The organism is Rhizobium sp. WYCCWR 11128, from assembly GCF_013416305.1.
Classification (GTDB): domain Bacteria; phylum Pseudomonadota; class Alphaproteobacteria; order Rhizobiales; family Rhizobiaceae; genus Rhizobium; species Rhizobium indicum.
In genome coordinates this window covers 18841-40499 of the sequence record NZ_JACCEZ010000017.1, presented here as the reverse complement: position 1 = coordinate 40499, position 21659 = coordinate 18841, and the positions used below count along the sequence as shown (strand labels likewise).

Annotated in this window: 23 protein-coding genes; 12 read left to right on the top strand and 11 right to left on the bottom strand. The window is 60.1% G+C overall.

The annotated features are described in order from the left end of the window. Nucleotides 1-18: 18 nt before the first annotated feature. The 6 genes from pstB to HX898_RS31165 all read right to left on the bottom strand — a co-directional run bounded on the left by pstB (nt 19) and on the right by HX898_RS31165 (nt 6874). On the bottom strand, nt 19-825 hold the full coding sequence (gene pstB / locus HX898_RS31190; RefSeq protein WP_138328265.1) for a phosphate ABC transporter ATP-binding protein PstB: 807 nt from the start codon (nt 823-825) through the stop codon (nt 19-21). Then, nucleotides 822-1679, bottom strand: coding sequence for a phosphate ABC transporter permease PstA (gene pstA / locus HX898_RS31185; protein ID WP_171599444.1), 858 nt, complete (start codon nt 1677-1679; stop codon nt 822-824). Before pstA ends, pstB begins: the two co-directional genes overlap by 4 nt. A 2-nt stretch (nt 1680-1681) precedes the next feature. Next, nucleotides 1682-2659, bottom strand: coding sequence for a phosphate ABC transporter permease subunit PstC (pstC, locus tag HX898_RS31180; RefSeq protein ID WP_138328267.1), 978 nt, complete (start codon nt 2657-2659; stop codon nt 1682-1684). Between the two features lie 85 nt (nt 2660-2744). Continuing rightward, the gene (pstS, locus tag HX898_RS31175; protein WP_180196684.1) at nt 2745-3767 is read right to left on the bottom strand and encodes a phosphate ABC transporter substrate-binding protein PstS; all 1023 of its coding nucleotides are present in this window, start codon (nt 3765-3767) and stop codon (nt 2745-2747) included. A gap of 354 nt (nt 3768-4121) precedes the next feature. Beyond that, nucleotides 4122-6251, bottom strand: coding sequence for an EAL domain-containing protein (locus tag HX898_RS31170; RefSeq protein ID WP_138387561.1), 2130 nt, complete (start codon nt 6249-6251; stop codon nt 4122-4124). A 269-nt stretch (nt 6252-6520) separates the two neighbouring features. Beyond that, complete coding sequence (locus HX898_RS31165) at nt 6521-6874, bottom strand: cupin domain-containing protein (RefSeq protein ID WP_180196683.1); 354 nt, start codon at nt 6872-6874, stop codon at nt 6521-6523. Nucleotides 6875-7054: 180 nt separating this feature from the next. On the opposite strand from HX898_RS31165, the gene HX898_RS31160 reads away from it, so the two are divergent. Beyond that, the gene (locus tag HX898_RS31160; RefSeq protein ID WP_246697242.1) at nt 7055-7480 is read left to right on the top strand and encodes a hypothetical protein; all 426 of its coding nucleotides are present in this window, start codon (nt 7055-7057) and stop codon (nt 7478-7480) included. Here the strand turns inward: HX898_RS31160 and HX898_RS31155 are convergent. Then, complete coding sequence (locus HX898_RS31155) at nt 7434-8003, bottom strand: TetR/AcrR family transcriptional regulator (RefSeq protein WP_138328270.1); 570 nt, start codon at nt 8001-8003, stop codon at nt 7434-7436. The genes HX898_RS31160 and HX898_RS31155 overlap by 47 nt on opposite strands. 277 nt (nt 8004-8280) lie before the next feature. On the opposite strand from HX898_RS31155, the gene HX898_RS31150 reads away from it, so the two are divergent. Beyond that, nucleotides 8281-8808 carry a DUF417 family protein gene (locus tag HX898_RS31150; protein WP_180196682.1) on the top strand — a complete coding sequence of 176 codons (528 nt, stop codon included), beginning with the start codon at nt 8281-8283 and terminating at the stop codon, nt 8806-8808. Between the two features lie 140 nt (nt 8809-8948). After that, a complete protein-coding gene (locus tag HX898_RS31145) occupies nt 8949-9896 on the top strand; it encodes a YeeE/YedE thiosulfate transporter family protein (protein ID WP_246413092.1) in 948 nt (315 codons plus the stop codon). 140 nt (nt 9897-10036) lie between these two features. Here the strand turns inward: HX898_RS31145 and HX898_RS31140 are convergent, their stop codons facing one another. Continuing rightward, entirely contained in the window at nt 10037-11320 is a 1284-nt protein-coding gene (locus HX898_RS31140; protein ID WP_064649120.1) for an O-acetylhomoserine aminocarboxypropyltransferase, read from the bottom strand. Nucleotides 11321-11437: 117 nt separating this feature from the next. Then, nucleotides 11438-11866, bottom strand: coding sequence for a CoA-binding protein (locus HX898_RS31135; RefSeq protein ID WP_033180348.1), 429 nt, complete (start codon nt 11864-11866; stop codon nt 11438-11440). 120 nt (nt 11867-11986) lie between these two features. Here HX898_RS31135 and HX898_RS31130 point away from each other — a divergent pair, with 120 nt between their 5' ends. Together HX898_RS31130 and HX898_RS31125 are read left to right on the top strand one after the other, a co-directional pair. After that, nucleotides 11987-12310, top strand: a complete 324-nt coding sequence (locus HX898_RS31130; protein ID WP_138387563.1) for a hypothetical protein — start codon at nt 11987-11989, stop codon at nt 12308-12310. 476 nt (nt 12311-12786) lie between these two features. Continuing rightward, entirely contained in the window at nt 12787-13623 is an 837-nt protein-coding gene (locus HX898_RS31125; RefSeq protein WP_138387564.1) for an EamA family transporter, read from the top strand. On the opposite strand, the gene HX898_RS31120 is transcribed toward HX898_RS31125, so the two are convergent. Beyond that, the gene (locus HX898_RS31120; protein WP_138387565.1) at nt 13624-14457 is read right to left on the bottom strand and encodes an enoyl-CoA hydratase; all 834 of its coding nucleotides are present in this window, start codon (nt 14455-14457) and stop codon (nt 13624-13626) included. Nucleotides 14458-14553: 96 nt separating this feature from the next. Further along, the gene (locus HX898_RS31115; RefSeq protein WP_138328276.1) at nt 14554-14784 is read right to left on the bottom strand and encodes a DUF1127 domain-containing protein; all 231 of its coding nucleotides are present in this window, start codon (nt 14782-14784) and stop codon (nt 14554-14556) included. Between the two features lie 73 nt (nt 14785-14857). Between HX898_RS31115 and HX898_RS31110 the strand changes: the two genes are divergently transcribed. From HX898_RS31110 to HX898_RS31080, 7 genes are all read left to right on the top strand, one after another. After that, nucleotides 14858-15757, top strand: coding sequence for a LysR family transcriptional regulator (locus tag HX898_RS31110; RefSeq protein ID WP_180196681.1), 900 nt, complete (start codon nt 14858-14860; stop codon nt 15755-15757). A 314-nt stretch (nt 15758-16071) separates the two neighbouring features. Continuing rightward, entirely contained in the window at nt 16072-16536 is a 465-nt protein-coding gene (gene rplM, locus HX898_RS31105; protein WP_003558420.1) for a 50S ribosomal protein L13, read from the top strand. A gap of 1 nt (nt 16537) precedes the next feature. Then, complete coding sequence (rpsI, locus tag HX898_RS31100; protein ID WP_003558419.1) at nt 16538-17005, top strand: 30S ribosomal protein S9; 468 nt, start codon at nt 16538-16540, stop codon at nt 17003-17005. Nucleotides 17006-17308: 303 nt separating this feature from the next. Beyond that, on the top strand, nt 17309-18496 hold the full coding sequence (gene cml / locus HX898_RS31095; protein WP_180196680.1) for a CmlA/FloR family chloramphenicol efflux MFS transporter: 1188 nt from the start codon (nt 17309-17311) through the stop codon (nt 18494-18496). A gap of 223 nt (nt 18497-18719) precedes the next feature. Further along, nucleotides 18720-19682: an agmatinase gene (gene speB, locus HX898_RS31090; protein WP_180196679.1), complete on the top strand. Its 963-nt coding sequence runs from the start codon at nt 18720-18722 to the stop codon at nt 19680-19682. A gap of 60 nt (nt 19683-19742) precedes the next feature. After that, the gene (gene argC, locus HX898_RS31085; RefSeq protein WP_180196678.1) at nt 19743-20675 is read left to right on the top strand and encodes an N-acetyl-gamma-glutamyl-phosphate reductase; all 933 of its coding nucleotides are present in this window, start codon (nt 19743-19745) and stop codon (nt 20673-20675) included. A gap of 180 nt (nt 20676-20855) precedes the next feature. Beyond that, complete coding sequence (locus HX898_RS31080) at nt 20856-21647, top strand: sulfite exporter TauE/SafE family protein (protein WP_180196704.1); 792 nt, start codon at nt 20856-20858, stop codon at nt 21645-21647. Nucleotides 21648-21659 lie beyond the last annotated feature (12 nt).

Below are 21659 nucleotides of genomic sequence, written 5' to 3'. Positions count from 1 at the left end.
CCTCTCCGGCGTCGCAGATCAGCCATAGCGGCCGGTGATGTAGTCTTCCGTGCGCTTGACCTTCGGCGACTGAAAAATCTCGGCGGTCGGGCCGTATTCGACCAGTTCGCCCAAATACATGAAGGCGGTGTTGTCGGAGATGCGGCTTGCCTGCTGCATGTTGTGGGTGACGATGACGATGGTGAAATCCGTCTTCAGCCGGGCGACCAGCTCTTCCACCTTGGCAGTCGAGATCGGGTCCAGGGCGGAGGTCGGCTCGTCGAGCAGAAGCACCTCGGGGCGAAGTGCTACGGCACGCGCGATGCAGAGACGTTGCTGCTGACCGCCGGAAAGGCCGAGGCCACTGCCCTTCAGCTTGTCCTTGACCTCTTCCCAGAGCGCTGCCGAGCGCAGCGCCTGCTCGACGCGGACATCCATCTCGGCCTTGGAGATGCGCTCGTGGTGACGGATACCGTAGGCGATGTTGTCGTAGATCGACATCGGGAACGGCACCGGCTTCTGGAAGACCATGCCGACCCGGGCGCGCAGTTCGTTCATCGAATAGCCGGGGTCAAGGATATTCTGGCCGTCGAGCGTGACGGAGCCGGTGGCACGCATCTTCGGGTAGAGCATGTAGATGCGGTTCAAGATGCGCAACAGCGTGGACTTGCCGCAGCCGGACGGACCGATGAGAGCCGAGACCTGGCGCTCGGGAAAGCTCAGGGTGACGTCGCGGATCGCGTGGGCATCGCCGTAGTAGAAGTTGACGCCGGTCAGCGCCATCTTGTCGACTGTTATGGCCGAGTGGGCCGGGCGAGGTTCGAAGGCTTTGTTCTCAAGCATCATTTCGCATTCCTGCGGTTGAGGATGGCGCGGGAGCCCACGCTGAGGAGAAGCACGATCGCCGTCATGACGAAGGCGCCGGCCCAGGCGAGATTCTGCCATTGCTCATAGGGGCTCATAGCGAACTGGAAGATGACGACGGGAATATTCGCCATCGGCTGCGACATGTCCAAGCTCCAATACTGGTTGTTCAGAGCCGTAAAAAGGAGTGGCGCGGTTTCGCCCGAAATGCGGGCGATCGCAAGCAGGATACCCGTCAAGATGCCTGCGGAGGCGGCGCGGTAGAGTATGTTGACCGTTACCTTCCAGCGCGGGATGCCCAGCGAAAGTGCTGCCTCCCGCATGACGTCCGGAACCAGCCGCAACATCTCGTCGGTGGTGCGCACCACGACCGGCAGGAAGATGAAGGCGAGCGCGATGCCGCCGGCAAAGCCGGAAAAGCGTGACGTCGGGCGGACGACCAGCTCATAGACAAACAAGCCGATGATGATCGACGGCGCCGAAAGCAGGATATCGTTGACGAAGCGGATTGCTTCGCCGATCTTCTTGCCGCGGCTGAACTCCGACAGGAAGGTGCCGGCCAGCACGCCGATCGGCGTGGCGATGATAACAGCCAGAACGACCATCAGCAGGCTGCCCATGAAGGCGTTAGCGAGACCGCCGCCATCTTCGCCGGGCGGCGGCGTCATTTCCGTGACGAGACTAGGGCTGAGCGCAGACAGGCCGTGTATCAGCGTCGTCCAGAGGATCCAAACCAGAAAGACCAAGCCGACCACGGTCGCGATGCCACAGAGCGACAGCGCGATCATGCTGCCGATCTGGCGGCGGCGGTAAATGGAACCCGAATGGGTCGCCATGACTACTCTCCCCTCTGTCTTGCCATGCGCACCAGCATGAGCTTGGCGGCCGCCAGAACGATGAAGGTGACAACGAAGAGGATGAGACCGAGCGCCGAGAGCGACGACCTGTAGAGATCATCCGAAGCTTCGGCAAACTCGTTGGCGAGCGTCGCAGCGATCGACGTGCCGGGCTCCATCAACGACACAGCGATGTTATGGGTGTTGCCGAGTACGAAGGTGACCGCCATGGTCTCTCCGAGCGCGCGGCCGAGACCAAGGAAGATGCCGCCGACGACAGCGGTGCGGGTGTGCGGAATGACGATATCGCGCACCACTTCCCACTTGGTCGAACCAAGCGCATAGGCCGATTCCTTCAGCTGCGCCGGGACGACCAGGAAGACGTCGCGCATGACCGAGGAGACGAAGGGGATAATCATGATCGCCAGCACGATGCCTGACGTCAGCATGCCGATGCCGAGCGGGGCGCCGGTGAACAATGCGCCGATTATCGGGATCGGGCCTAGCCAGTCGATCAGCACCGGCTGAACGTAGTCCGACATGAAGGGAGCAAACGTGAAGAGACCCCACATGCCGTAGATGATCGAGGGAATACCGGCGAGAAGCTCGATGGCGCCGCCGATCGGACCGCGAATGGAGCGCGGCGCAACTTCGGTAATGAAAACGGCGATACCGAGGCTCACGGGAACGCCGATGATCATGGCGAGCGCCGAGGTGACCAGCGTGCCGTAAATTGGCACAAGGCCCGAGAACCGCTGGGCAACCGGATCCCATTCCATGCCGGTCAGGAAGCCAAAGCCGAAGGTCCGGAACGCGAGAAACCCGTCCCAGACCATGGAGAACGCCGCTGCGAACAGTGCGACCAGAACAAACAGGCCGCAGCCCAAAACTATCCAATAAAAAATACGATCGCCTGCCGCGCCGTCGCGGCGCTTGACGCCCGCGGTTGTGGCGGGCAGCGATGCCATTGCTTCGCTCATATCCGTCCGCTCTGCTGCTTTGAGGATGTCAAAGGATTCGGGGCGGAAAGCTTGGCTTGCCGCCCCGGCCGCAGTTTCGTCAGGATCAGCCCTTGAAGGAGGCCGTCCAGTAATCTTCGATCTGCTTCACCAGAGTTTCCGGAAGCGGAACGTAGTCGAGCGAGGAAGCTTCCTTCTGGCCGTTTTCGAGCGCCCATTTGAAGAAGGCGAAGGCGGCCTTGGAGCGCGCCGCATCCTTCGGCTCCTTGTACATGATCGCCCAGGTCGTGGCAGTCACCGGCCAGGCCTTTTCGCCCGGAGCATTGGTCATGATCAGGTAGAAGTCCTGAGCCTTGGTCCATTCGGCGCTCGCAGCTGCAGCCGAGAAGCTTTCGGCATTCGGCTTCGGATACTGGCCTGCGGCGTTCTGGATCAGCACGTAAGGCAGCTTGTTCTGCAGGGCGTAGGCGTATTCGACGTAACCGATCGAATCCTTGACGCGGGTGACGTATGCGGCAACGCCCTCATTGCCCTTGCCGCCGATGCCAACCGGCCAGTTGACGGTAGTGCCTTCGCCGACCTTGCTCTTCCAGTCTTCGTTGACCTTGGAGAAGTAGTTGGTCCAGTTGAAGGAGGTGCCCGAACCGTCCGAACGGTGGACGACGGCGATCTGGCTGTCGGGCAGTTTCAGGCCCGGGTTCAGATCGGCAATCGCCTTGTCGTTCCATTTGGTGACGTTGCCGAGGTAGATGTCGGCGAGAACCTTGCCGGTGAGCTTCAGTTCGCCCGACTTGATGCCCTTGACGTTGATGACCGGCACGATGCCGCCGACGACGAGCGGGAACTGGCCGAAGCCGCCGGTCGTCAGGTCTTCCGGCTTCATCGGGGCGTCGGACGCGCCGAAGTCAACCGTTGCAGCCTTGATCTGGGCGATGCCGCCGCCCGAACCGATCGACTGGTAGTTCAGCTTGTCGCCGGTCTGCTTGTTGTAGTCCGCAGACCACTTGGACAGGACGGGGTAGACGAAGGTGGAGCCGGCGCCGGTGATATCGGCGGCGGAGGCCGAAACCGCCAGCGCGGCGACCAGGCCCGCACCGAGGCAGGCCGAAAGAAGTTTCTTGGTGAGCATATGAGCGCTTCCCTAATGGATTTGAAAAACAACGAGGCCAGCGCCATGGAGGGGGTGTCATTGTCGGGGCGCTGAAATTCTCGTCACATCAGGCGGGCTAGGCGCGTTTTATTACAGTTTGATGACGGTTTTTGACCGCCGAAACCGAATGCAGGGCCGTGCGTCAAATGCGGCAGTTACGGCCTTTCGATTGAATCGCGGATTTAACAAAGCCTTAGCAAAAACATTGGGATAGATTGACGCATGGCTGTGGTGGATTGCCGCAGCGATGCCTGGAAATGTCGTTTTCAGGATTTCGAAATGCCGGGGCCTGCTCGTGGCCGATACCGAATTCGTGCGATGGCCTTTACGAGATCATGCGGCCGACTCTTCTCGCAGCCTGCTGGATATGTCGCATGCCGACATGGGTTTTCCGAGCATATACCCTTGAAGCTGGTCGCAGCCGGCGTCTCGCAAGATCGCCGCCTGACGGGTATTCTCAATACCTTCGGCGGTCACGGGTATCTGCAGAGCAGTCGCCAAGGAGATGGTTGCCCGAAGAATATCGGCGCCATTTGCGGTTACATCGAGAGCGGACACGAGCGAGCGGTCGATCTTCATGCGATCAAACCCAAACTGCCGCAATGCACCGATGCTGGCGTAGCCGCAGCCAAAATCATCAAGAGCAAACTTTATGCCGACGCGCTTGAGTTGGTCTATCGACCGACGGGCCTGATCCGGATTTGTCATCAGAACGCCTTCGGTGATTTCCAGTGTCAGGCGGTTTGGATCGAAATCCAGCTCCTGCAGGATCGCGATCACTTGGGCAGCAAATTCCGGATTGCAGAGCTGGATCGGCGAAACGTTCACCGACAAAGTCAGACCGGGCCAGCTCTTGGCATGCCCGATCGACGTTCTCAGCATATGGACGCCAAGGGCATCGATGAGGCCGCACCTTTCAGCAAGCGGGATGAATATTTCCGGGCTGACGTTTCCCGTTGCAGTTTTCCAGCGCGCCAGTGCTTCAAGACCGGTGACAGCGCCGGTCGAAGCAGAGACGAGAGGCTGGAAAACAGCTTCGATTGCGCCGCTGCCGATGGCGTTTTTCAAGAGACCTTCCAGCTCGGCGACCCGTATGCGTTCCCGGTCCAGTTCGGGATCGTATTCAACCGCCTGACCTTTACCATTTGCCTTGGCTCGATAGAGGGCCATGTCGGCTCTGCGAAGAAGCTCCAGAGGCGATATGTCTCCATCGTGCGCCGCAGCTCCGATGCTTGCGCCAACTTCGATCGTTCGCCCGTCAATTTTGAAGGGCTCGGCAAACAGCGCCAGAATCGCCTCTTCCATCTCTTCGCGTGCAGTGGCTCCAACGTGCACCAACGCGAATTCGTCGCCTCCCAGCCGGGCCGCGGCTAGGACTTCGGGATGACTGGTCATCAGCGCGTTCGAGACGATCCGGATCAAATCATCCCCAACCGCATGCCCCCAAGCATCGTTGACCGCCTTGAAGCCGTCGAGATCAACCAAGTAAAGCCGCGGTGACGAAGGTTCCGGGCTCTCCAGATCCTCCAGCAGGCGGAGAAGACCCTGTCTGTTCAACAAGCCACTCAAGCTGTCATGGCTCGCTTCGAAGCGAGCTGTTTGCGCCAGTTGGCGCAGGCGCCGCGCTTCGGATGCGCCAACCAACAGAACGCCGATCAAGAATAGCGAAAGAACGACGGTAGAAGCTGCAAGATAAGGATAGACCTGCTGAAACACGGCACTTCCGGGCGCTTTGCTCGGCCAAACGAGGTAGCCGATCACGCCTCCCTTGATGTCGGTGATCGGCGTGTTCAGGAATCCCGGCTTGGGCGTCGTCTCAAGGCTCAGCCCCTCGAGTTCATGTTCGTTGGAGAGAGTGTCGAGTACCTCCGACGTAAAGGCCTTGTAGAAACTCAGCACGCTGAACTTCGGAACCTCGGCGGCGGCCTCGAACGGCTGGATCGCCTGCGAGGCGATGAGTGCCATACCGCTATCGGTCTTGATGAAATTGACCACCGGCGCCTTGGCCGGAGCTGCAGCCGCATTGATCTGCTGATAAAAGGCTTCTCCGAAAAACGTGCCCGGCTGGAAGGGCTTGCCTTTGGCATAGGCCGAGACGATCGAAGACCCGTCAGGGCCGGTCACGATCGCGCCGTCATAAAGCGCATAATCCTCGCTGGTTTTTCCCCAATTCTCATAGGCCCAATCCGCAGCGGCCGGAGATGAGACAGCACTATAGGCATCGTCCCATATGGCATTGTCCGTCGTTGTCCCGCTCAAGCGAGCCACAAAGGCTGCGACCGCCGCGCGGGCGGCGCGACTGGCCCTGGCATCGTCGATCTCGTTCGCCGACCGGGTCATCGTGGCGACGACATGTGCCATAAGGCCGGTCAATACGAGAGCGACGACAAGGAAGCAGACGGTTGTCGCAATGATGGAAGACGTTTGAGTCCGAACGTGCCTGGCTGCAAGATTCGACGACATGCAAATTCCGCAAAGATTAATTGCAAGGCCATGTCTGGGGGACGGCAGGAGACATCATGTCCGCAATGCGCTGCAGATAAGGGTTTAGCATTTGCCGATGTAGGCACGATTAATGGGATTGGTTAAAAGCATTCAAATCCGGGATATGAGGCCACAAGCACCGTCTTTGCCCGCTTGCCGTTTCGGATCATCGCTGCGACTGCGAGGACAAAAGGCGAAGCCGAAAACGGGAAAGGCCCGGCTTCGTCGCGCCCCATTTGCCGGCCCGCTCAAACCTCGATCACGTAGTCCTTGCGAGTCGTTTCAACGACTTCCCACGTTCCCTTGAAGCCGGGTCTGAGGATCATCCGGTCACCTGCCTTCAGATGAACCGGCTCACCGCCGTCCTCCGTCACGATCGAATGGCCGGCCAGCAGGCTGAAATATTCCCATTCCTCGTAGACGATCCGCCACTTGCCGGGTGTCGCCTCCCAGATGCCGGAATAAAGGCCACCTTCTCTCTCCTCTAGGTTCCACGTACGGAATTGCGGATCGCCGGAGATGATCCGGCCGGGCTCCGGGGCGCCGAACTCGGGTTCGACGCCGTCGATGCTGAAGGTGATGAAATTTGCCATCGTCGTCATGGACCTCTCTGATGTCAGTCTCCTTCGCAGCCAATGCCTGCGTGGGATTATTTGAAATCATTAGCGATTTTGTATCCCGTCGCATAGATCTTCGTGCTGGTGTTGCCGTGCTCCCAAAATCCGCCTCCGACCGGTCCGGACGCGGACCCTATTTCCTCGAATTCGCAAAACGCGCGCGCTATGACTGCCAAGCCTCTTATGCTGACAGGCTGCTTCAAGGCGCGCGCTCAGGCCGAAGACGCTGTGGCAAGCGGTGCAGTCGACATCGTCGGCCTCGCACGTGCGCTCGTCCTTGAGCCTTCACTTCCCAATCTCTGGAAAGACGATCAGAAACCCGAGCCGTCTTTTCCAAGGTTCTCGCAAGCCCCCGAGGGTGGGATCACCGCGTGGTACACGATGCGGCTGGCAGAGATCGGCGCGGACGAGGACAGCCCCGTTTTCGGCGACCTCGCACAGGCAATTCACGACTACGCAGCACGCGACAAATTGCGGACGAAGGTCTGGCTATCTCACTTCGCTGGTAATGCCCTCATGCGTGACCGCACAGTCTCGTTTCAGACTAACCGCGATCCATCGTTGAAAGGAGCGCCGTTGCCATTCGTTTAGCCTGACCGGCAGGCTCCGCTGAGCGAACCATTTGGGCTACCGCCGTTGCTCCTTCATGGAGAAGATTGATTTCATCCGCCACACGCCGAGGGTCGCGGAATCGCACAGCATGAGCCAGTTCTTCGAAGTAGGCGAGCGCCAAGCGCTTGTGCATCTCCGCCGCTCGGAACACGGGATCAGCGATGTCCTTGTGTTCTCCAGCAGCAGCCATAAATCCACAGCCTCTAAAATCCTTGTCCTTGAACCAGAGTTCCAGAAAGTCGAACGTCGACAGAATTCGCTCCATCGGATCGGTCGCACGCTTCTCGACAAACTCGCGCATCTTACGGCGATCCTCTTCGTCGCGCCGCTCGAGCGCCTTGAGGATCAGGTCCTCCTTTGTCTCGAAGTGTCGGTATAGGGTCGTTTTCGCTACGCCACTTTCCGCGATAATCAAGTCAATGCCAGTCGCATGGTAACCATGCTCGTTGAACAGGCGCAAAGATGTTTCGAGCAGATGGTCCCTGATTTCCGATCGCCGCATTATCCCTCACCGAAAAATACTGATCTGTAGTGATACTTAATCACTCGTCGGATGGTAAGCAATGGCTTGTTGGCTGGGAACAGAATACGGCTGCAGCTGACAGTTACGCGCAAGTCGCCATGCTGCACCGTCAATCGGAAGCGACATGGATCGCGATTTCGTGATTTGAAAACGATACAGATCAGTAGTATTAATTCAACATCGATACAGATCTGTATCGTTCTGGATTTGGGTCGTCGAACTGACCGCAAAGTCCAGACATCAATGGGAGAAGGAAATGACCCAACTTATCGATCATGTCGGCATCCAGCCGAAATCGAAACGCATCGCAGGCATCCTGCATCTAGCAGAGACCTATGGCCGCACGGCAACCACCGGTGGCCTCTATGTATCAATCATCGTGATCTATGCCTGGTTTGGCGGCATGAAATTCACAGCCTACGAGGCCCAAGGACTGGTCGATCTGGTCAGCAACAACCCTCTTGTAAGCTGGATGTACTCCATCTTGAGCGTGCGAGGCTTTTCGAGCTTCCTGGGAGTCCTCGAACTCAGCATCGGCGCACTTATAGCCGCAAGACTTGTCAACCCGATTTATTCGCTTGTGGGAGGCGTCCTGTCGTCCGGACTGTTTGTCACCACCATCAGCTTCATGATTACGACCCCTGGCGTGATTGTTCCCGAACTCGGGTTCCCGGCCATCTCGGTCGCTCCTGGCCAGTTCCTGCTCAAAGACGTCGGCCTTCTGGCGCTATCACTCTGGATTGCAATGGATTCCCTTACCGCAATCCGCTTCACGAGAACCTAAATCCGGAAGCTCGGCACATCTGCCATTCGTGCGAACGCCCCGATCCAAGCCTGGATCGGGGCGTTCGCCATTCACTAAGTTCCAAACTCGTGTCATTGTGCCCGCGATCTTCTTCACTGAACGTACGGAGGATTGGTGCCGTGAACGGGTTGTCCCACGGCATTGGGGTGGCAGACTTCGAGACGTGGGCCAGTTTCGGTTTGATTGGAGGGCTGGGCTTCGTCCTCGGCTTCGCGATGAACCACGGGTCGATCTGCACCTTCATCGCTACGACGGAATTGATTTCCGAACGCAGACCCGCGCGATTTCTCGCTCTGGCCGAATGCGCAGTGTGGGCCGCGATCGCCTATATCATCCTCGACAAGTTGCCGACCATGAATGGTGGATGGTCGCCTTTGGTTCACATGGTCGGCGCAGCCATCCTTTTTGGTGTCGGCGTATATGTAAACGGTGCCTGCATTTTTGGATCGGTAGGGCACTTTGGTAACGGAGAGATGGATTTCGGTTTCACCTTCCTCGGGATTCTTGTGATCCTGTCCCTCGATTCTGTGTTCAATCTGCGCGCGGAGCCGATGCCAATCAGCGCTTCACCGCCGCTTGCGCTAGAAGCCTTGTTGGTGGTTTTGTTCGTGTTCCTACTCCTGAGACTCGGCGTCTCGATCAAATCGGAGACCAACTTCCGTCGGCTGACATTGGCAATGGGTACTATTGGCATAACTTCGGCCACCTTATCGGCGTTCGCCCCTCGCTTCTCAGTCACGACCTCGGTCGGATCGATGCTTTCGATCCCGGTGACGAGTTCACTCATCTTTGTCTGCATGTTTAGCGGCAGTCTCGTCTCGGCGAGAATTCGCCGGCATCAGTTTTCACTGAGCTGGCCGCCGACATGGAAGAGCGTGTCGCGAAGAACAATTGGAGGCTTGCTGATGGGCTTTGGGGCGCTCCTTATCCCAGGTGGAAATGACACTCTCCTGCTTGTCGGTCTCCCAATGGGAGCGTGGCAGGCCTTCGTCGCCTATCTTATCATGGTGGCAGCGCTTGCCGTGCTGATCGCTAGATTTGGTTCAACAGCGCGATCGTGGTCTTGAACCCTTCCCCAAAGTCCGAGCGCGCTCACGCTTGATCGTTACGACCGTATGGCTGCGCGATCGTCGCCTCGGCGCTGATTTTATGGCTGTATGCCGACAAACATCATCTGCGAAATTAAAAACGTTTGTTGCGAACCACATCAGATCTTCGAGAGTGCCTGTTCGAGATCGGCGATGATGTCCTTGACGTCCTCGATGCCGACGGAGAGGCGCACCACGTCAGGGCCTGCGCCGGCAGCGATCCTCTGCTCGTCTGTCAACTGCCGGTGCGTCGTCGAGGCCGGATGGATGACGAGCGAACGGGTGTCGCCGATATTGGCAAGATGGGAGAAGAGCTCCAGCCCCTCGACCAGCGTCTTGCCCGCCTCATAGCCGCCCTTGACGCCGAAGGTGAAGACGGAGCCGGCGCCCTTCGGCGAGTAGCGCTGCTGCAGGGCGTGGTTCGGGTCGTCGTCGAGGCCGGCATAGTTCACCCAGGCAATCTTGCTGTGCGCCTTCAGCCACTTCGCGACGGCGATCGCATTGTCGCTGTGGCGCTGCATCCTGAGCGGCAGCGTCTCGATGCCGGTCAGGATCAGGAAAGCGTTGAAGGGCGAGATCGCCGGCCCGAGGTCGCGCAGGCCGAGCACACGGGCAGCGATCGCAAAGGCGAAATTGCCGAAAGTCGCATGCAGCACCATGCCGTTATATTCCGGCCGCGGGCTCGACAGCATCGGATAATTGCCGGATTTTGACCAGTCGAAGGTGCCGCCGTCGACGATGAGGCCGCCCATGGAATTGCCGTGGCCGCCGAGAAACTTCGTCAGTGAATGCACGACGATGTCGGCGCCGTGCTCGATCGGACGGATGAAATAAGGCGTTGCCATCGTATTGTCGACGATCAGCGGCAGGCCGTTGCGATGCGCGACGTCGGCGATGGCGGCGATATCGACGAAAGTGCCGCCGGGATTGGCGAGGCTCTCGATGAAGATGCCGCGCGTCTTGTCGTCGATCTGGCTTTCGAAGCTTGCCGGATCGGCGGCATCGGCCCAGCGCACCTGCCAGCCAAAATTCTCGAAGGCATGGCCGAACTGGTTGATCGAGCCGCCGTAGAGCTGGCGGGCAGCGATGAAATTCTCGCCGGGGCGCATGATATTGTGGAAGACGATCACCTGCGCCGCATGGCCGGAGGCGACGGCAAGGGCTGCGGTGCCGCCCTCGAGCGCTGCGACACGCTCCTCGAGCACGGCCTGCGTCGGGTTCATGATGCGGGTGTAGATGTTGCCGAAGGCCTGCAGGCCGAAAAGGGCGGCGGCATGATCGGAATCATTGAAGACGAAAGCGGTCGTCTGGTAGATCGGCGTTACCCGCGCGCCAGTCGTCGGGTCGGGCTGCGCACCGGCATGGATCGCCAACGTGTTGAATCCCGGATCGTTCTTGGCCATGTCGTCCTCCAGTTGTTGCTGACGGGCAGGATCATAGCCGGTCGCTTGCGAAAGTTAATCGCGATCCGTTTCAACCCGTGGGCGTTCGGTGGAAAATCCGTCTCCGAGGACCGCAACTCAGGCAATAAGACGGGGATACTCGATCGCCGGGCAGCGATTCATCACCACCTGGATGCCGGCGGCCTCCGCCTTTGCCGCAGCCGCATCGTCGCGGACACCAAGCTGAGACCAGATGATCTTCGGCAGCGGCCTCAGCGCCAGCGCCTCCTCGACGACCCCGTCCAGATATTCGGAGGCGCGAAAGACGTCGACCATGTCGATCGGCACGGGAATGTCGGCGAGCCGGGCATACACGGTACGGCCCTGGATCTGTTTGCCCGCCTGCCCCGGATTGACAGGAATGACCTCGTAGCCGCGCGACAGCAGATAGCCCATGACGCCGTTGCTCGGCCGGGCCGGATTGGGCGAAGCGCCGGTCAGCGCGATGGTCTTTACAGAATGCAGGATTCCGGCGAGGTAATCATCCGTGTAGGCGTCGTGATTCATGTCCATTTCTCCACTCCCGAAAGCCCTTCGGCGCGGCCGGCATATTTTTTTGCGTGTCCGTGAAACCGACTGGGCATCTTTTCCGTATATATGAATTGGATACTCCCTGAGGATGATTCGATGAAAAAAGTCGCTCTTGCCCTCATGCTCGTGCTGGCCACATCGCCGGCGCTGGCGATCTCGCGCTACAATCCGCTAACCATGAGCTGTGCCAGCGTGCGTGCCGCCATCCACAATCAGGGCGCGGTCATCTTCCGCTACCAGTCTCCCCGTGGCTTGCCGCTCTACGATCGCTATGTCCGCAACAGCAATTATTGCGACGCGACCGATTATGCGGAATGGACATATATCCCTTCAAAAGACACTCCCCGCTGCCAAGTGCTGAACTGCCAGAACATCGACAACCTTGACGGGATGCTCTTCGTTCCGCATCATCAGCTATGATGTTTTTCGCCGTCATGTCGGGCGCAGGAACAGTACGCCTTTCGCGGTTGCGAAAGGTTTGAGATCAATCCCGCGCTGCGATTTCGCGATGATTACACAATCACAAGCTTTAATTTTCCCTTATGTCAAAGTTATAGAATAATATCTATATTTCAGCACCATAGAATAATCAGTTGTCGAATTCCTGCAGGTATTTTCTCTTTTTGTTCTCGATAAAGCCACTCTTTGTTCCCCCATCCATTAGAAACATCTCATAGTTGAAAGGATCGCGTGGATTGAACGCATGTCGCGCGCACGTAAAAATTGCTCCAATGGGTCGCCATTGTTCACCTCCTGAAAGGATGCTATTCGTCATATGGACACGTAAGCGACCGCCGCCATGCAATTTCGTGCAAATCCCAGTTGTCTTTTCACGAATTTGAAACGCCGAAGGCGAGGCGTGTTCCGCTTCCTCTCATCCTTTCCGGATTACTCCCTTGCCTCTCGACGTCATCCTGCTCGTTCTCTTCGGCGCACTGCTGCACGCGACATGGAACGCCATCATCAAGGCGGGGAGCGATAAGTCCCTCGATGCGGCGCTGATCTCGGCCGGCGGCGCGGTTTCGGCATTGCCGTTCCTGCCATTCCTGCCGTTGCCGCACGCCTCGGCCTGGCCGTTCATCGGCGCCTCTGCCATCCTGCAGTTCGCCTATTTCCAGCTGGTCGCCGCCGCCTACCGGGCCGGCGATATCGGCCTTGTCTATCCGCTGATGCGTGGCTGCGCGCCGCTGCTGATCGCTGCGACAAGCGGTTTCATCCTGAAGGAAAATCTTTCCGGCGGCGCCCTTGCGGGCACGATGACGATCTCGGCCGGCGTGCTGACACTTGCCCTCGAGGCGCGGCGCGGCAGCAGCCGCGCCGTCATCCTCTCGCTTGCCAATGCCTGCGTCATCGCCAGCTACACCTATGTCGACGGAATCGGCGCGCGCATCTCCGGCAATGCGGTTTCCTACACTTTGTGGATGTCGCTGCTGCCGCCGCTGCTGCTGTTTTCCTGGGCAGCATCCCAGCGCGGCGCTTTCGCGGTCGTGCGTCACGTTCGCCGCAACTGGTGGCGCGGCCTTATCGGCGGCGCCGGCTCGATCGCTTCCTACGGGCTGGCACTTTGGGCGATGACGAAAGCCCCGGTCGCGACCGTCGCAGCCTTGCGCGAAACCGCAATCCTGTTTGCACTGGTGATCTCGATCACCGTCTTCAAGGAAAAAGCCAGCATCTGGCGCTACGTCGCCGGCGTCGTCATCGCGATCGGCGGGCTGCTTCTGAAACTGGCGTGATCACTCACCTGTCCATTCGGCCTTGCGCTTGCCGAGGAAGGCGCCGATCCCTTCCTGCGCATCCTCAGTCAGCATGTTCTCGACCATCACCCTGGCGGCATAATCATATGCCGCCTCCACCGGCAGTTCGAGCTGCCGGTTGAAGGCTTCCTTGCCGATCTTCAGTGTCAGTGGCGACTTGCTGGCGATCACAGCCGCATATTTGGAAACCACCTGCGCCAGATACTGCTTTGGCACGATACGGTTGACGAGGCCGAAGTCCTTGGCGGTCGAGGCGTCGATCGTCTCGCCGGTCAGCAGCATCTCCATCGCCTGCTTGCGGTGCGCGGCACGGGAAACGGCCACCATCGGCGTCGAACAGAACAGGCCGATGTTGACGCCCGGCGTACAGAATGTCGAATTGTCCGTGCAGATCGCCAGATCGCAGGAGGCAACGAGCTGGCAGCCCGCAGCCGTTGCAAGCCCGTCGATCTCGGCGATGACAGGCTTCGGCAGATGCGCGATCTTCAGCATCAGATCGGCGCAGAGCCGGAAGGACCTTTCGAAGAAACCGCCCCCCTGATCTTCATCGGCGCGATGGGCGGTGAGTTCCTTGAGATCATGCCCGGCGGAAAAGACATTGCCGGTCGAGGCGATGACGACGACGCGCACATCCGGCTCCGCCCCGGCCGTCTCGAGTTCTTGCATCAGCGCTTCGAGAAGCGCGATCGAAAGCACATTGGCCGGTGGGTTGTTGAGCACGAGCCGCAGCACGCCGTCGCGCAGCGAGCGGGTCAGCATGCCGCCCTCTTCCGCTCCGGCGGCGTCCTTCCGGAAGGATACGATTTCGGCCATGATGCTGCTCCCTGCGCTCGATTCCAGGCAGACGTTTTGCCACAAGGCGCCGGAAATTTCGAGCAGGATCCACACTCCCCGCAGAGACCGTTGCCGTCAGGACCAGAACCACGACTTCGATGTTTCTGCGCTCGCCTGCGCACGGGTCAGACCGACATCGCACAGCTCGTCGTCGGTGAGTTCCAAAAGCGTGCGGCGGCTGCGGCGCTTTTCGAGGTGATGTTCGATCGTCATCAGCAGCCGCAGGCTCCAGCGCGCCATGCCGCGAAGTCTCGACCGAACGATATCGCGAGGTGTGTCAAGGATCCCGCTTAATTCCAGGGCCATCTCTTCTTCCTTTCTTCAACGGATGAAAGATGCGCTGGAAGATGCCGCGAAAGAAGCTTATGGATATTATGATATGCATAAGGATCTCTTTTGTATGCCTCTCCACCTCGATCAGCTTGCCGCCTTTGTCAACGTCGCCGAGCTCGGAAGCTTTACGGCTGCGGCCGACAAGGAAGGCCTGACGCAGCCGGCCGTCAGCCTGCAGGTGAAGGGGCTCGAGCAGCGGCTCGGCGTCCGGCTGATCGAGCGTGTCGGGCGGCGGGCGCAGCCGACCGCGGCTGGCCTCGACCTGCTCGTGCATGCAAGGCGACTGCTTCAGGAATCGGCCGCCGCGGAAGAAGCGATGATGCCGTATAGAGATGGCGCCAGCGGCCGTGTGCGCATCGGCAGCGGCGGCACGGCGTCGATCCATCTGCTTCCTCCCGCCATCGCCGTCGCCAGAAAATCCATGCCCGGCCTCGAAATCACCGTGCGCATCGGCGATGCCGATGACATTCTGCGCGATCTGGAGGCCAACAGCCTCGATATCGCCGTCGTCGCCCTGCCGGCATCGGGACGGAACTTCGAGATCGAGCCGTTCTACGAGGAGGAATTGCTGGCCGTCGCGCCTGCGGGCAGCCTCATGCCCGAAGGCGGACCGGACGCCGCCTTCATGCGCGACAGGACGCTGCTGCTTTATGAGGGTGGCAATACCAGGCGCGCAATCGACGCGTGGCTGGCTGCACCGGATACCAGGATCCGGCCTACGATGGAGTTCGGCAGCATCGAGGCCATCAAGGAGCTGGTGGCCGTGGGGCTCGGCTGGTCGATCCTGCCGGGTCTGGCGCTGAAGCGCGACCGCGCCGGCCTCGTGACGACTGCATCGCTGAACCCGCGGCTCACGCGCCGCCTCGGCATGGTTCTGCGCCGGGACAAACATCTGACACGCGGCCTTCGCGAGATGATGAAATGCCTGCGCGCGTTCAAAGGGTGAGTGCCGCTTTCGACCGGGGACGCGATTTCAAACCGGCAGAGACGACGTGAAAAACGTCAGACGCAGCAGTTCGCGGCTGCAGAAATATGCGGTATCAAAATACCACATATCTAAGTATTTGTTTTTACTTCAAAATTTTTCCAAACCTTCGGGACGTCGATATTGACCCAATGTCATATTGCCTTTATACACCGCGCCAGAACGCAGCCTGTCCGGGCTGCTTTCTTTTTGGCATGCCTAAAGCCTGCCAATCCAAGCAACAAGAAACGCCCTTCAAGCCCTCGGGCCAAGGGTCCCAAAAGAGAGTATTCACTATGGCAACCTTCTCCCAGAAGCCTGCAGAGGTGGAGAAGAAGTGGGTGATCATCGACGCCGAAGGGCTGGTCGTTGGCCGTCTCGCTTCCATCATCGCTATGCGCCTGCGCGGCAAGCACAAGGCAACCTTCACGCCTCACGTTGACGACGGCGACAACGTCATCGTCATCAATGCCGAAAAGGTCGTTTTCACCGGCAAGAAGTATTCCGACAAGGTCTACTACTGGCACACCGGTTATGCCGGCGGCATCAAGGAACGCAGCGCACGCCAGATCATCGAAGGCCGCTTCCCGGAGCGCGTCCTCGAAAAGGCCGTCGAACGCATGGTTCCGCGTGGCCCGCTCGGCCGTCGCCAGATGAAGAACCTGCGCGTTTACGCCGGCTCCAACCATCCCCATGAAGCCCAGCAGCCGGTCGCCCTCGACGTTGCCGCGCTCAACAAAAAGAACGTAAGGAGCGCCTGATATGGCTGACCTCTCCTCCCTGAAGGATCTCGGCACGGTTTCCGAAGCTGCTGCTCCGGCCCACGTCCGCAAGGTCGACTCGCTCGGCCGCTCCTACGCGACCGGCAAGCGCAAGAACGCCGTCGCCCGCGTCTGGGTCAAGCCGGGCTCCGGCAAGATCACCGTCAACGGCAAGGAATTCGCGGAATATTTCGCCCGTCCGGTGCTGCAGATGATCCTGCGCCAGCCGATCGTTGCGGCTGCCCGTGACGGCCAGTTTGACATCGTCGCAACCGTTGCCGGCGGCGGCCTCTCCGGCCAGGCCGGTGCCGTTCGCCATGGCGTGTCCAAGGCGCTTACCTACTTCGAACCGGGCCTGCGCGCGGTACTGAAGAAGGGCGGCTTCCTGACCCGCGACAGCCGCGTCGTCGAACGCAAGAAGTACGGCAAGGCAAAGGCCCGCCGCTCGTTCCAGTTCTCCAAGCGTTAATCGCTTCGGACAGATGGAATTTACGAAGGCCGGGGCAACCCGGCCTTTTTTGCGCTGTTTAAACCAATCGGAAGCGTGCCGGTATGCCATTGTCGCATTCCCGCTCTGCTGGTAGAAACTTGGCAAAGCGCTTCGGAAATGAGCAAAGCCGCAGTCAGGGTCGAATCATGGGAACAACCAAGTCCGCAGACAAATAAGCCGCAACAACTCTGCCCTGTTGTTGCGGCGTCTGTCCGGTCAATCCCGATACTGATGAAGAGACAGATCGCCGCCGAATGAAATCATTTGAGCGGGTTCTTTCCCATGTCTTATCCCAAAATCCAGCAATGGACCTATCCCCTGCCGGCAGCCTTGCTGCTGATGGCACCGTTCGACATCCTGGCCTCGCTCGCCATGGATATCTATCTGCCGATCGTGCCGGTCATGCCGGAGGCGCTCGGCACTTCGCCGGCGGTCATCCAACTGACCCTCAGCCTCTACATGCTCGTGCTCGGTGTCGGCCAGATCGTCTTCGGCCCAATTTCCGATACTGCCGGACGACGGCCTGTCCTGCTTGGAGGTGCTGCACTCTTTGCCGCTTCATCCTTCCTGCTTGCCGGCTCCTCGTCGGCGCCGATCTTCGTGGTCTTGAGATTGCTGCAGGCAGTCGGCGCGTCGGCGACCCTCGTTGCAACTTTCGCAACCGTGCGTGACGTCTACGCCGGGCGTCCCGAAAGCAGCACGATCTATAGCCTTCTCGGATCCATCCTCTCCTTCGTGCCCGCACTCGGCCCGATCATCGGAGCCTTGATCGCGGATCGCTTCGGCTGGCGCGCCATCTTCCTCGTCATCGGCCTCCTTGCGGTTGCCGCCCTTTTCAACGCCGGCATGCGATGGCACGAAACCCGCCCTGCCGTTACCGCGAAGATCGCTCTCCGCCCGATCCTTACAAGCCTTCCCTTCTGGGTTTATACGGGCGGCTTCAGCACGGCGATGGGCGCCTTCTTCGTCTTCTTCTCGACGGCACCCCGTATCCTGATCGACAAAGCCGGTTTTTCCGGCATCGCCTTCAGCTTCATCTTTGCCACGGTGGCGCTGGTGATGATCGTGACGGCGCGTTTCGCCAAGCGTTTCGTCATGCGCTGGGGCATTGCAGGCAGCCTTGCCAGAGGCATGGCAATGCTGCTTCTCGGCGCCGTGCTGCTTACCTTTGGACAGCTGTTTCTGCAGCCTTCCCTCGTCAGCTTCGTCGTGCCGATGTGGATCATCGCGATCGGTATCGTCGTTGCGACGGCGGTCACCGCCAACGGCGCGCTCGACGCCTTTGGCGATACGGCCGGGACGGCGGTCGCGCTCTATTCCTGCGTCGCGAGCATCATCGTCGGCTTTGCCGGAACCTTCTTCGTGATTCTGCTCGGCAGTGACAGCGCCTGGCCGCTCGCGGGCTATGTCTCAGCGACCGCGCTGACAACGCTGGCTGGATTGTGGTGCCTGCGGGAGCTGGCCGGATAGGCAGCGGACAAATGACGGTCGCTCGACGATAACGAGCGGCCGTCGTCCGAACGATTGCTTGAAATCCGTCCGCACCTCGCCTACCCCTTTCTGCGCGCGGGGGATCGGCCAATTCCTTCGCGAGAGACCCGCCGCCCGACGCTCTGGCGTCGTGCGGAGATCCTACAATGCAGCGTCCGTATCGAACGCGACTATGATTTTGCGACCGAAAAAGGAGCATGATTTGGCGAACAGATCGATTGACCACGCCTTCACGGCGACCAGCCTCACCTCCGCTGCCAGCGATCCGACCTTTGCCGGCGCGCTGTCTTTCATGCGCCGCCGCTTCACCAAGGAGCTCGCCGGCGTCGACGTCGCCGTCTGGGGCATTCCCTTCGATGCTGCGACATCGAACAGGCCGGGCACACGCTTCGGGCCGCAGGCGATCCGGCGCGCTTCGGCGATCTTCGACAATGATGCGCAATATCCCTTCAACCGCGAACTCTTCGCCGAAATGGCGGTGATCGACTACGGCGATTGCCTGCTCGACTATGGCAATCATCAGGACACGCCAGCAGCTATCGAACGCCAGGCGAATGTCATCCTCGACAGCGGCGCCTTCCTGTTGACGCTCGGCGGCGATCATTACGTCACCTGGCCACTGCTGAAAGCCCATGTGGCAAAACATGGCCCCCTCGCGCTCGTGCAGTTCGACGCGCACCAGGATACCTGGTTCGACGAGGAACGCCGCATCGACCACGGTTCTTTCGTGGCGCGGGCAGCGCGCGAAGGTATCATCGATCCCGACCGCTCCATTCAGATCGGCATCCGCACCCATGCGCCTGAGGATTGCGGCGTCAATATTCTCTACGGTCATCAGGTCGAGGAGATGAACGCCAGCGATATCGCCTCGGCGATCATCTCCCATACGCGCGGGGCGCCGGCCTATCTCACCTTCGATATCGATTGCCTCGATCCAGCCTTTGCGCCGGGCACCGGCACGCCGGTTTCAGGCGGACCATCGAGCGCCAAGATCCTCTCGGTGCTGCAGCGTCTGCACCAGCTCGATATCCGCGGCGCCGACATCGTCGAGGTATCGCCGCCCTACGATCATGCCGATATCACCGCCATTGCGGGGGCAACGGTGGCGATGTATATGCTGGGGCTTCATGCCGAGCGACGCGCCATCGCCGTGTCACAAGGCTGACCTATCATCCTCAAACTGAATCCGGAAACCTTCAGAACCCATTGAAAGCGCAGGTTTAACATGGCACCGAAAATCTTCATCGACGGCGAACACGGCACGACGGGTCTGCAGATCCGCACGCGCATGGCAGGCCGCCGCGATGTCGAACTTCTGTCCATACCCGAAGCCGAGCGGCGCAACGCCGCCATGCGCGAGGACATGCTGAACGGCGCCGACATCGCCATTCTCTGCCTGCCCGACGATGCGTCGAAGGAAGCAGTGCAGATGGTTTCGGCCAACAACAATGTACGCGTCATCGACACCTCGACCGCCTTCCGCGTCAATCCCGGCTGGGCCTATGGTTTTGCCGAAATGGACAAACAGCAGGCCGACAAGATCGCTGCCACCCGTTTCGTCGCCAATCCCGGCTGCTATCCCACCGGAGCGATCGGCCTCATCCGGCCGCTGCGCGCCGCCGGCATTCTGCCGGACGGCTATCCGATTACGGTCAACGCGGTCTCCGGCTATACCGGCGGCGGCAAGCAGATGATCGCGCAGATGGAGAACCCGGATCATCCGGATGCGATCACCGCGCCGCATTTCCTCTACGGCCTGCCGCTCACCCACAAACATGTGCCCGAGATGACCGTGCACGGCCTGCTCGACCGCGCGCCGATCTTCTCGCCGTCCGTCGGCAAGTTTGCTCAAGGCATGATCGTGCAGGTGCCGCTGCATCTCGACGATCTCGCCGAGGGCACGACGATGGAGAGCATCCATGCCGCCCTCGTCGCCCATTATGCCGGCCAGGATATCGTCAGTGTCGTGCCGTTGGCCGAAAGTAAGGCCCTGCCCCGCGTCAATGCCATCGAGCTCGAAGGCAAGGACACGATGAAGCTCTTCGTCTTCGGCACCCCGGGCGCTTCGCAGATCAATTTGGTGGCGCTGCTCGACAATCTCGGCAAGGGGGCGTCGGGCGCCGCCGTCCAGAACATGGACCTGATGCTCGCCTCGTAAGGCGTGAGCGGCGGCATCGGCCTGATGCCGCTCAAGCTTCGTGTCGATCTCATCATCATGATCTCGCGGCCGCTTGCATCGGCGGCCGCAGCATCGCTTTCGCGCTCGATCATCGATGACGATTGGGCTATGAAACCGCATCCTTCCTCGCTGCCCATCCCGAATCACGGAGCCGATGTCATGACGCTGGATGCGCTTATCGCTGGCGTCGGCGCATGGTTTGCCGCAGCCTTGCCCGATCATGGCATCTATGCGTTGATGGCATTTGCCTTCATCGCCGGGCTTGCCCGCGGCTTTTCGGGTTTCGGCGCCGCATTGATCTTCATTCCGCTCGGCGGCGCGATCGTCGGGCCGAAGCTGATCTCACCGATCCTGCTCGTCATCGACGGCATTGCCACACTCGGGATGATCCCGCCGGCCTGGCGCGGCGCCAACCGACCCGAGGTTTTCGTCATGGCGGCGGGTGCCGCGCTCGGCGTCCCGGCCGGCACGGCGATGCTGGCGCTGCTCGACCCGATGCTGTTGCGCTGGAGCATCACGATCATCGCCATCTCCTTGCTCGCGCTTCTCGTATCGGGATGGCGTTACCACGGCGCACCTTCGGCGCCAATCAGCAGCGGCGTCGGTCTTATCGCCGGGCTTTTCAGCGGCGCCGCACAGCTGGGCGGGCCGCCAGTCGTCGCCTACTGGCTCGGCGGCAAGAGCGACTTCACCCGCGTCAGGGCGAATGTCGTGCTCTACTTCTCGATCTCGTCCGTCTTCAGCGCCATCAGCTATTATGTCGGCGGACTGTTCGTGCCTGCCGTCTTCGCGCTCACCGCCGTCATCCTGCCGAGTTACGTGGTCGGGCTCTACGGCGGCTCGAAACTGTTCGGGCTTGCCGAGGAACGGACCTTCCGCATCGCCTGCTACGTCCTGATCGCCGCCGCCGCGATCATCGGCATGCCGCTGCTCGATGGCGTGCTGCGCTAGAACCCCTCCGTG

Excerpts from the sequence above, each read along its gene's own strand:
- HX898_RS31110 (WP_180196681.1), top strand. The coding sequence starts at position 14,858 with ATGCATAAGGATCTCTTTTGTATGCCTCTCCACCTCGATCAGCTTGCC.
- HX898_RS31120 (WP_138387565.1), bottom strand. The coding sequence starts at position 14,457 with ATGGCCGAAATCGTATCCTTCCGGAAGGACGCCGCCGGAGCGGAAGAG.
- pstB (WP_138328265.1), bottom strand. The coding sequence starts at position 825 with ATGATGCTTGAGAACAAAGCCTTCGAACCTCGCCCGGCCCACTCGGCC.
- HX898_RS31155 (WP_138328270.1), bottom strand. The coding sequence starts at position 8,003 with ATGCGGCGATCGGAAATCAGGGACCATCTGCTCGAAACATCTTTGCGC.
- pstC (WP_138328267.1), bottom strand. The coding sequence starts at position 2,659 with ATGAGCGAAGCAATGGCATCGCTGCCCGCCACAACCGCGGGCGTCAAG.
- pstA (WP_171599444.1), bottom strand. The coding sequence starts at position 1,679 with ATGGCGACCCATTCGGGTTCCATTTACCGCCGCCGCCAGATCGGCAGC.
- HX898_RS31130 (WP_138387563.1), top strand. The coding sequence starts at position 11,987 with ATGAAAAAAGTCGCTCTTGCCCTCATGCTCGTGCTGGCCACATCGCCG.
- HX898_RS31115 (WP_138328276.1), bottom strand. The coding sequence starts at position 14,784 with ATGGCCCTGGAATTAAGCGGGATCCTTGACACACCTCGCGATATCGTT.
- pstS (WP_180196684.1), bottom strand. The coding sequence starts at position 3,767 with ATGCTCACCAAGAAACTTCTTTCGGCCTGCCTCGGTGCGGGCCTGGTC.
- HX898_RS31160 (WP_246697242.1), top strand. The coding sequence starts at position 7,055 with ATGACTGCCAAGCCTCTTATGCTGACAGGCTGCTTCAAGGCGCGCGCT.
- HX898_RS31165 (WP_180196683.1), bottom strand. The coding sequence starts at position 6,874 with ATGACGACGATGGCAAATTTCATCACCTTCAGCATCGACGGCGTCGAA.
- rpsI (WP_003558419.1), top strand. The coding sequence starts at position 16,538 with ATGGCTGACCTCTCCTCCCTGAAGGATCTCGGCACGGTTTCCGAAGCT.
- HX898_RS31150 (WP_180196682.1), top strand. The coding sequence starts at position 8,281 with ATGACCCAACTTATCGATCATGTCGGCATCCAGCCGAAATCGAAACGC.
- HX898_RS31135 (WP_033180348.1), bottom strand. The coding sequence starts at position 11,866 with ATGAATCACGACGCCTACACGGATGATTACCTCGCCGGAATCCTGCAT.
- argC (WP_180196678.1), top strand. The coding sequence starts at position 19,743 with ATGGCACCGAAAATCTTCATCGACGGCGAACACGGCACGACGGGTCTG.
- HX898_RS31170 (WP_138387561.1), bottom strand. The coding sequence starts at position 6,251 with ATGTCGTCGAATCTTGCAGCCAGGCACGTTCGGACTCAAACGTCTTCC.
- cml (WP_180196680.1), top strand. The coding sequence starts at position 17,309 with ATGTCTTATCCCAAAATCCAGCAATGGACCTATCCCCTGCCGGCAGCC.
- HX898_RS31140 (WP_064649120.1), bottom strand. The coding sequence starts at position 11,320 with ATGGCCAAGAACGATCCGGGATTCAACACGTTGGCGATCCATGCCGGT.
- rplM (WP_003558420.1), top strand. The coding sequence starts at position 16,072 with ATGGCAACCTTCTCCCAGAAGCCTGCAGAGGTGGAGAAGAAGTGGGTG.
- HX898_RS31080 (WP_180196704.1), top strand. The coding sequence starts at position 20,856 with ATGACGCTGGATGCGCTTATCGCTGGCGTCGGCGCATGGTTTGCCGCA.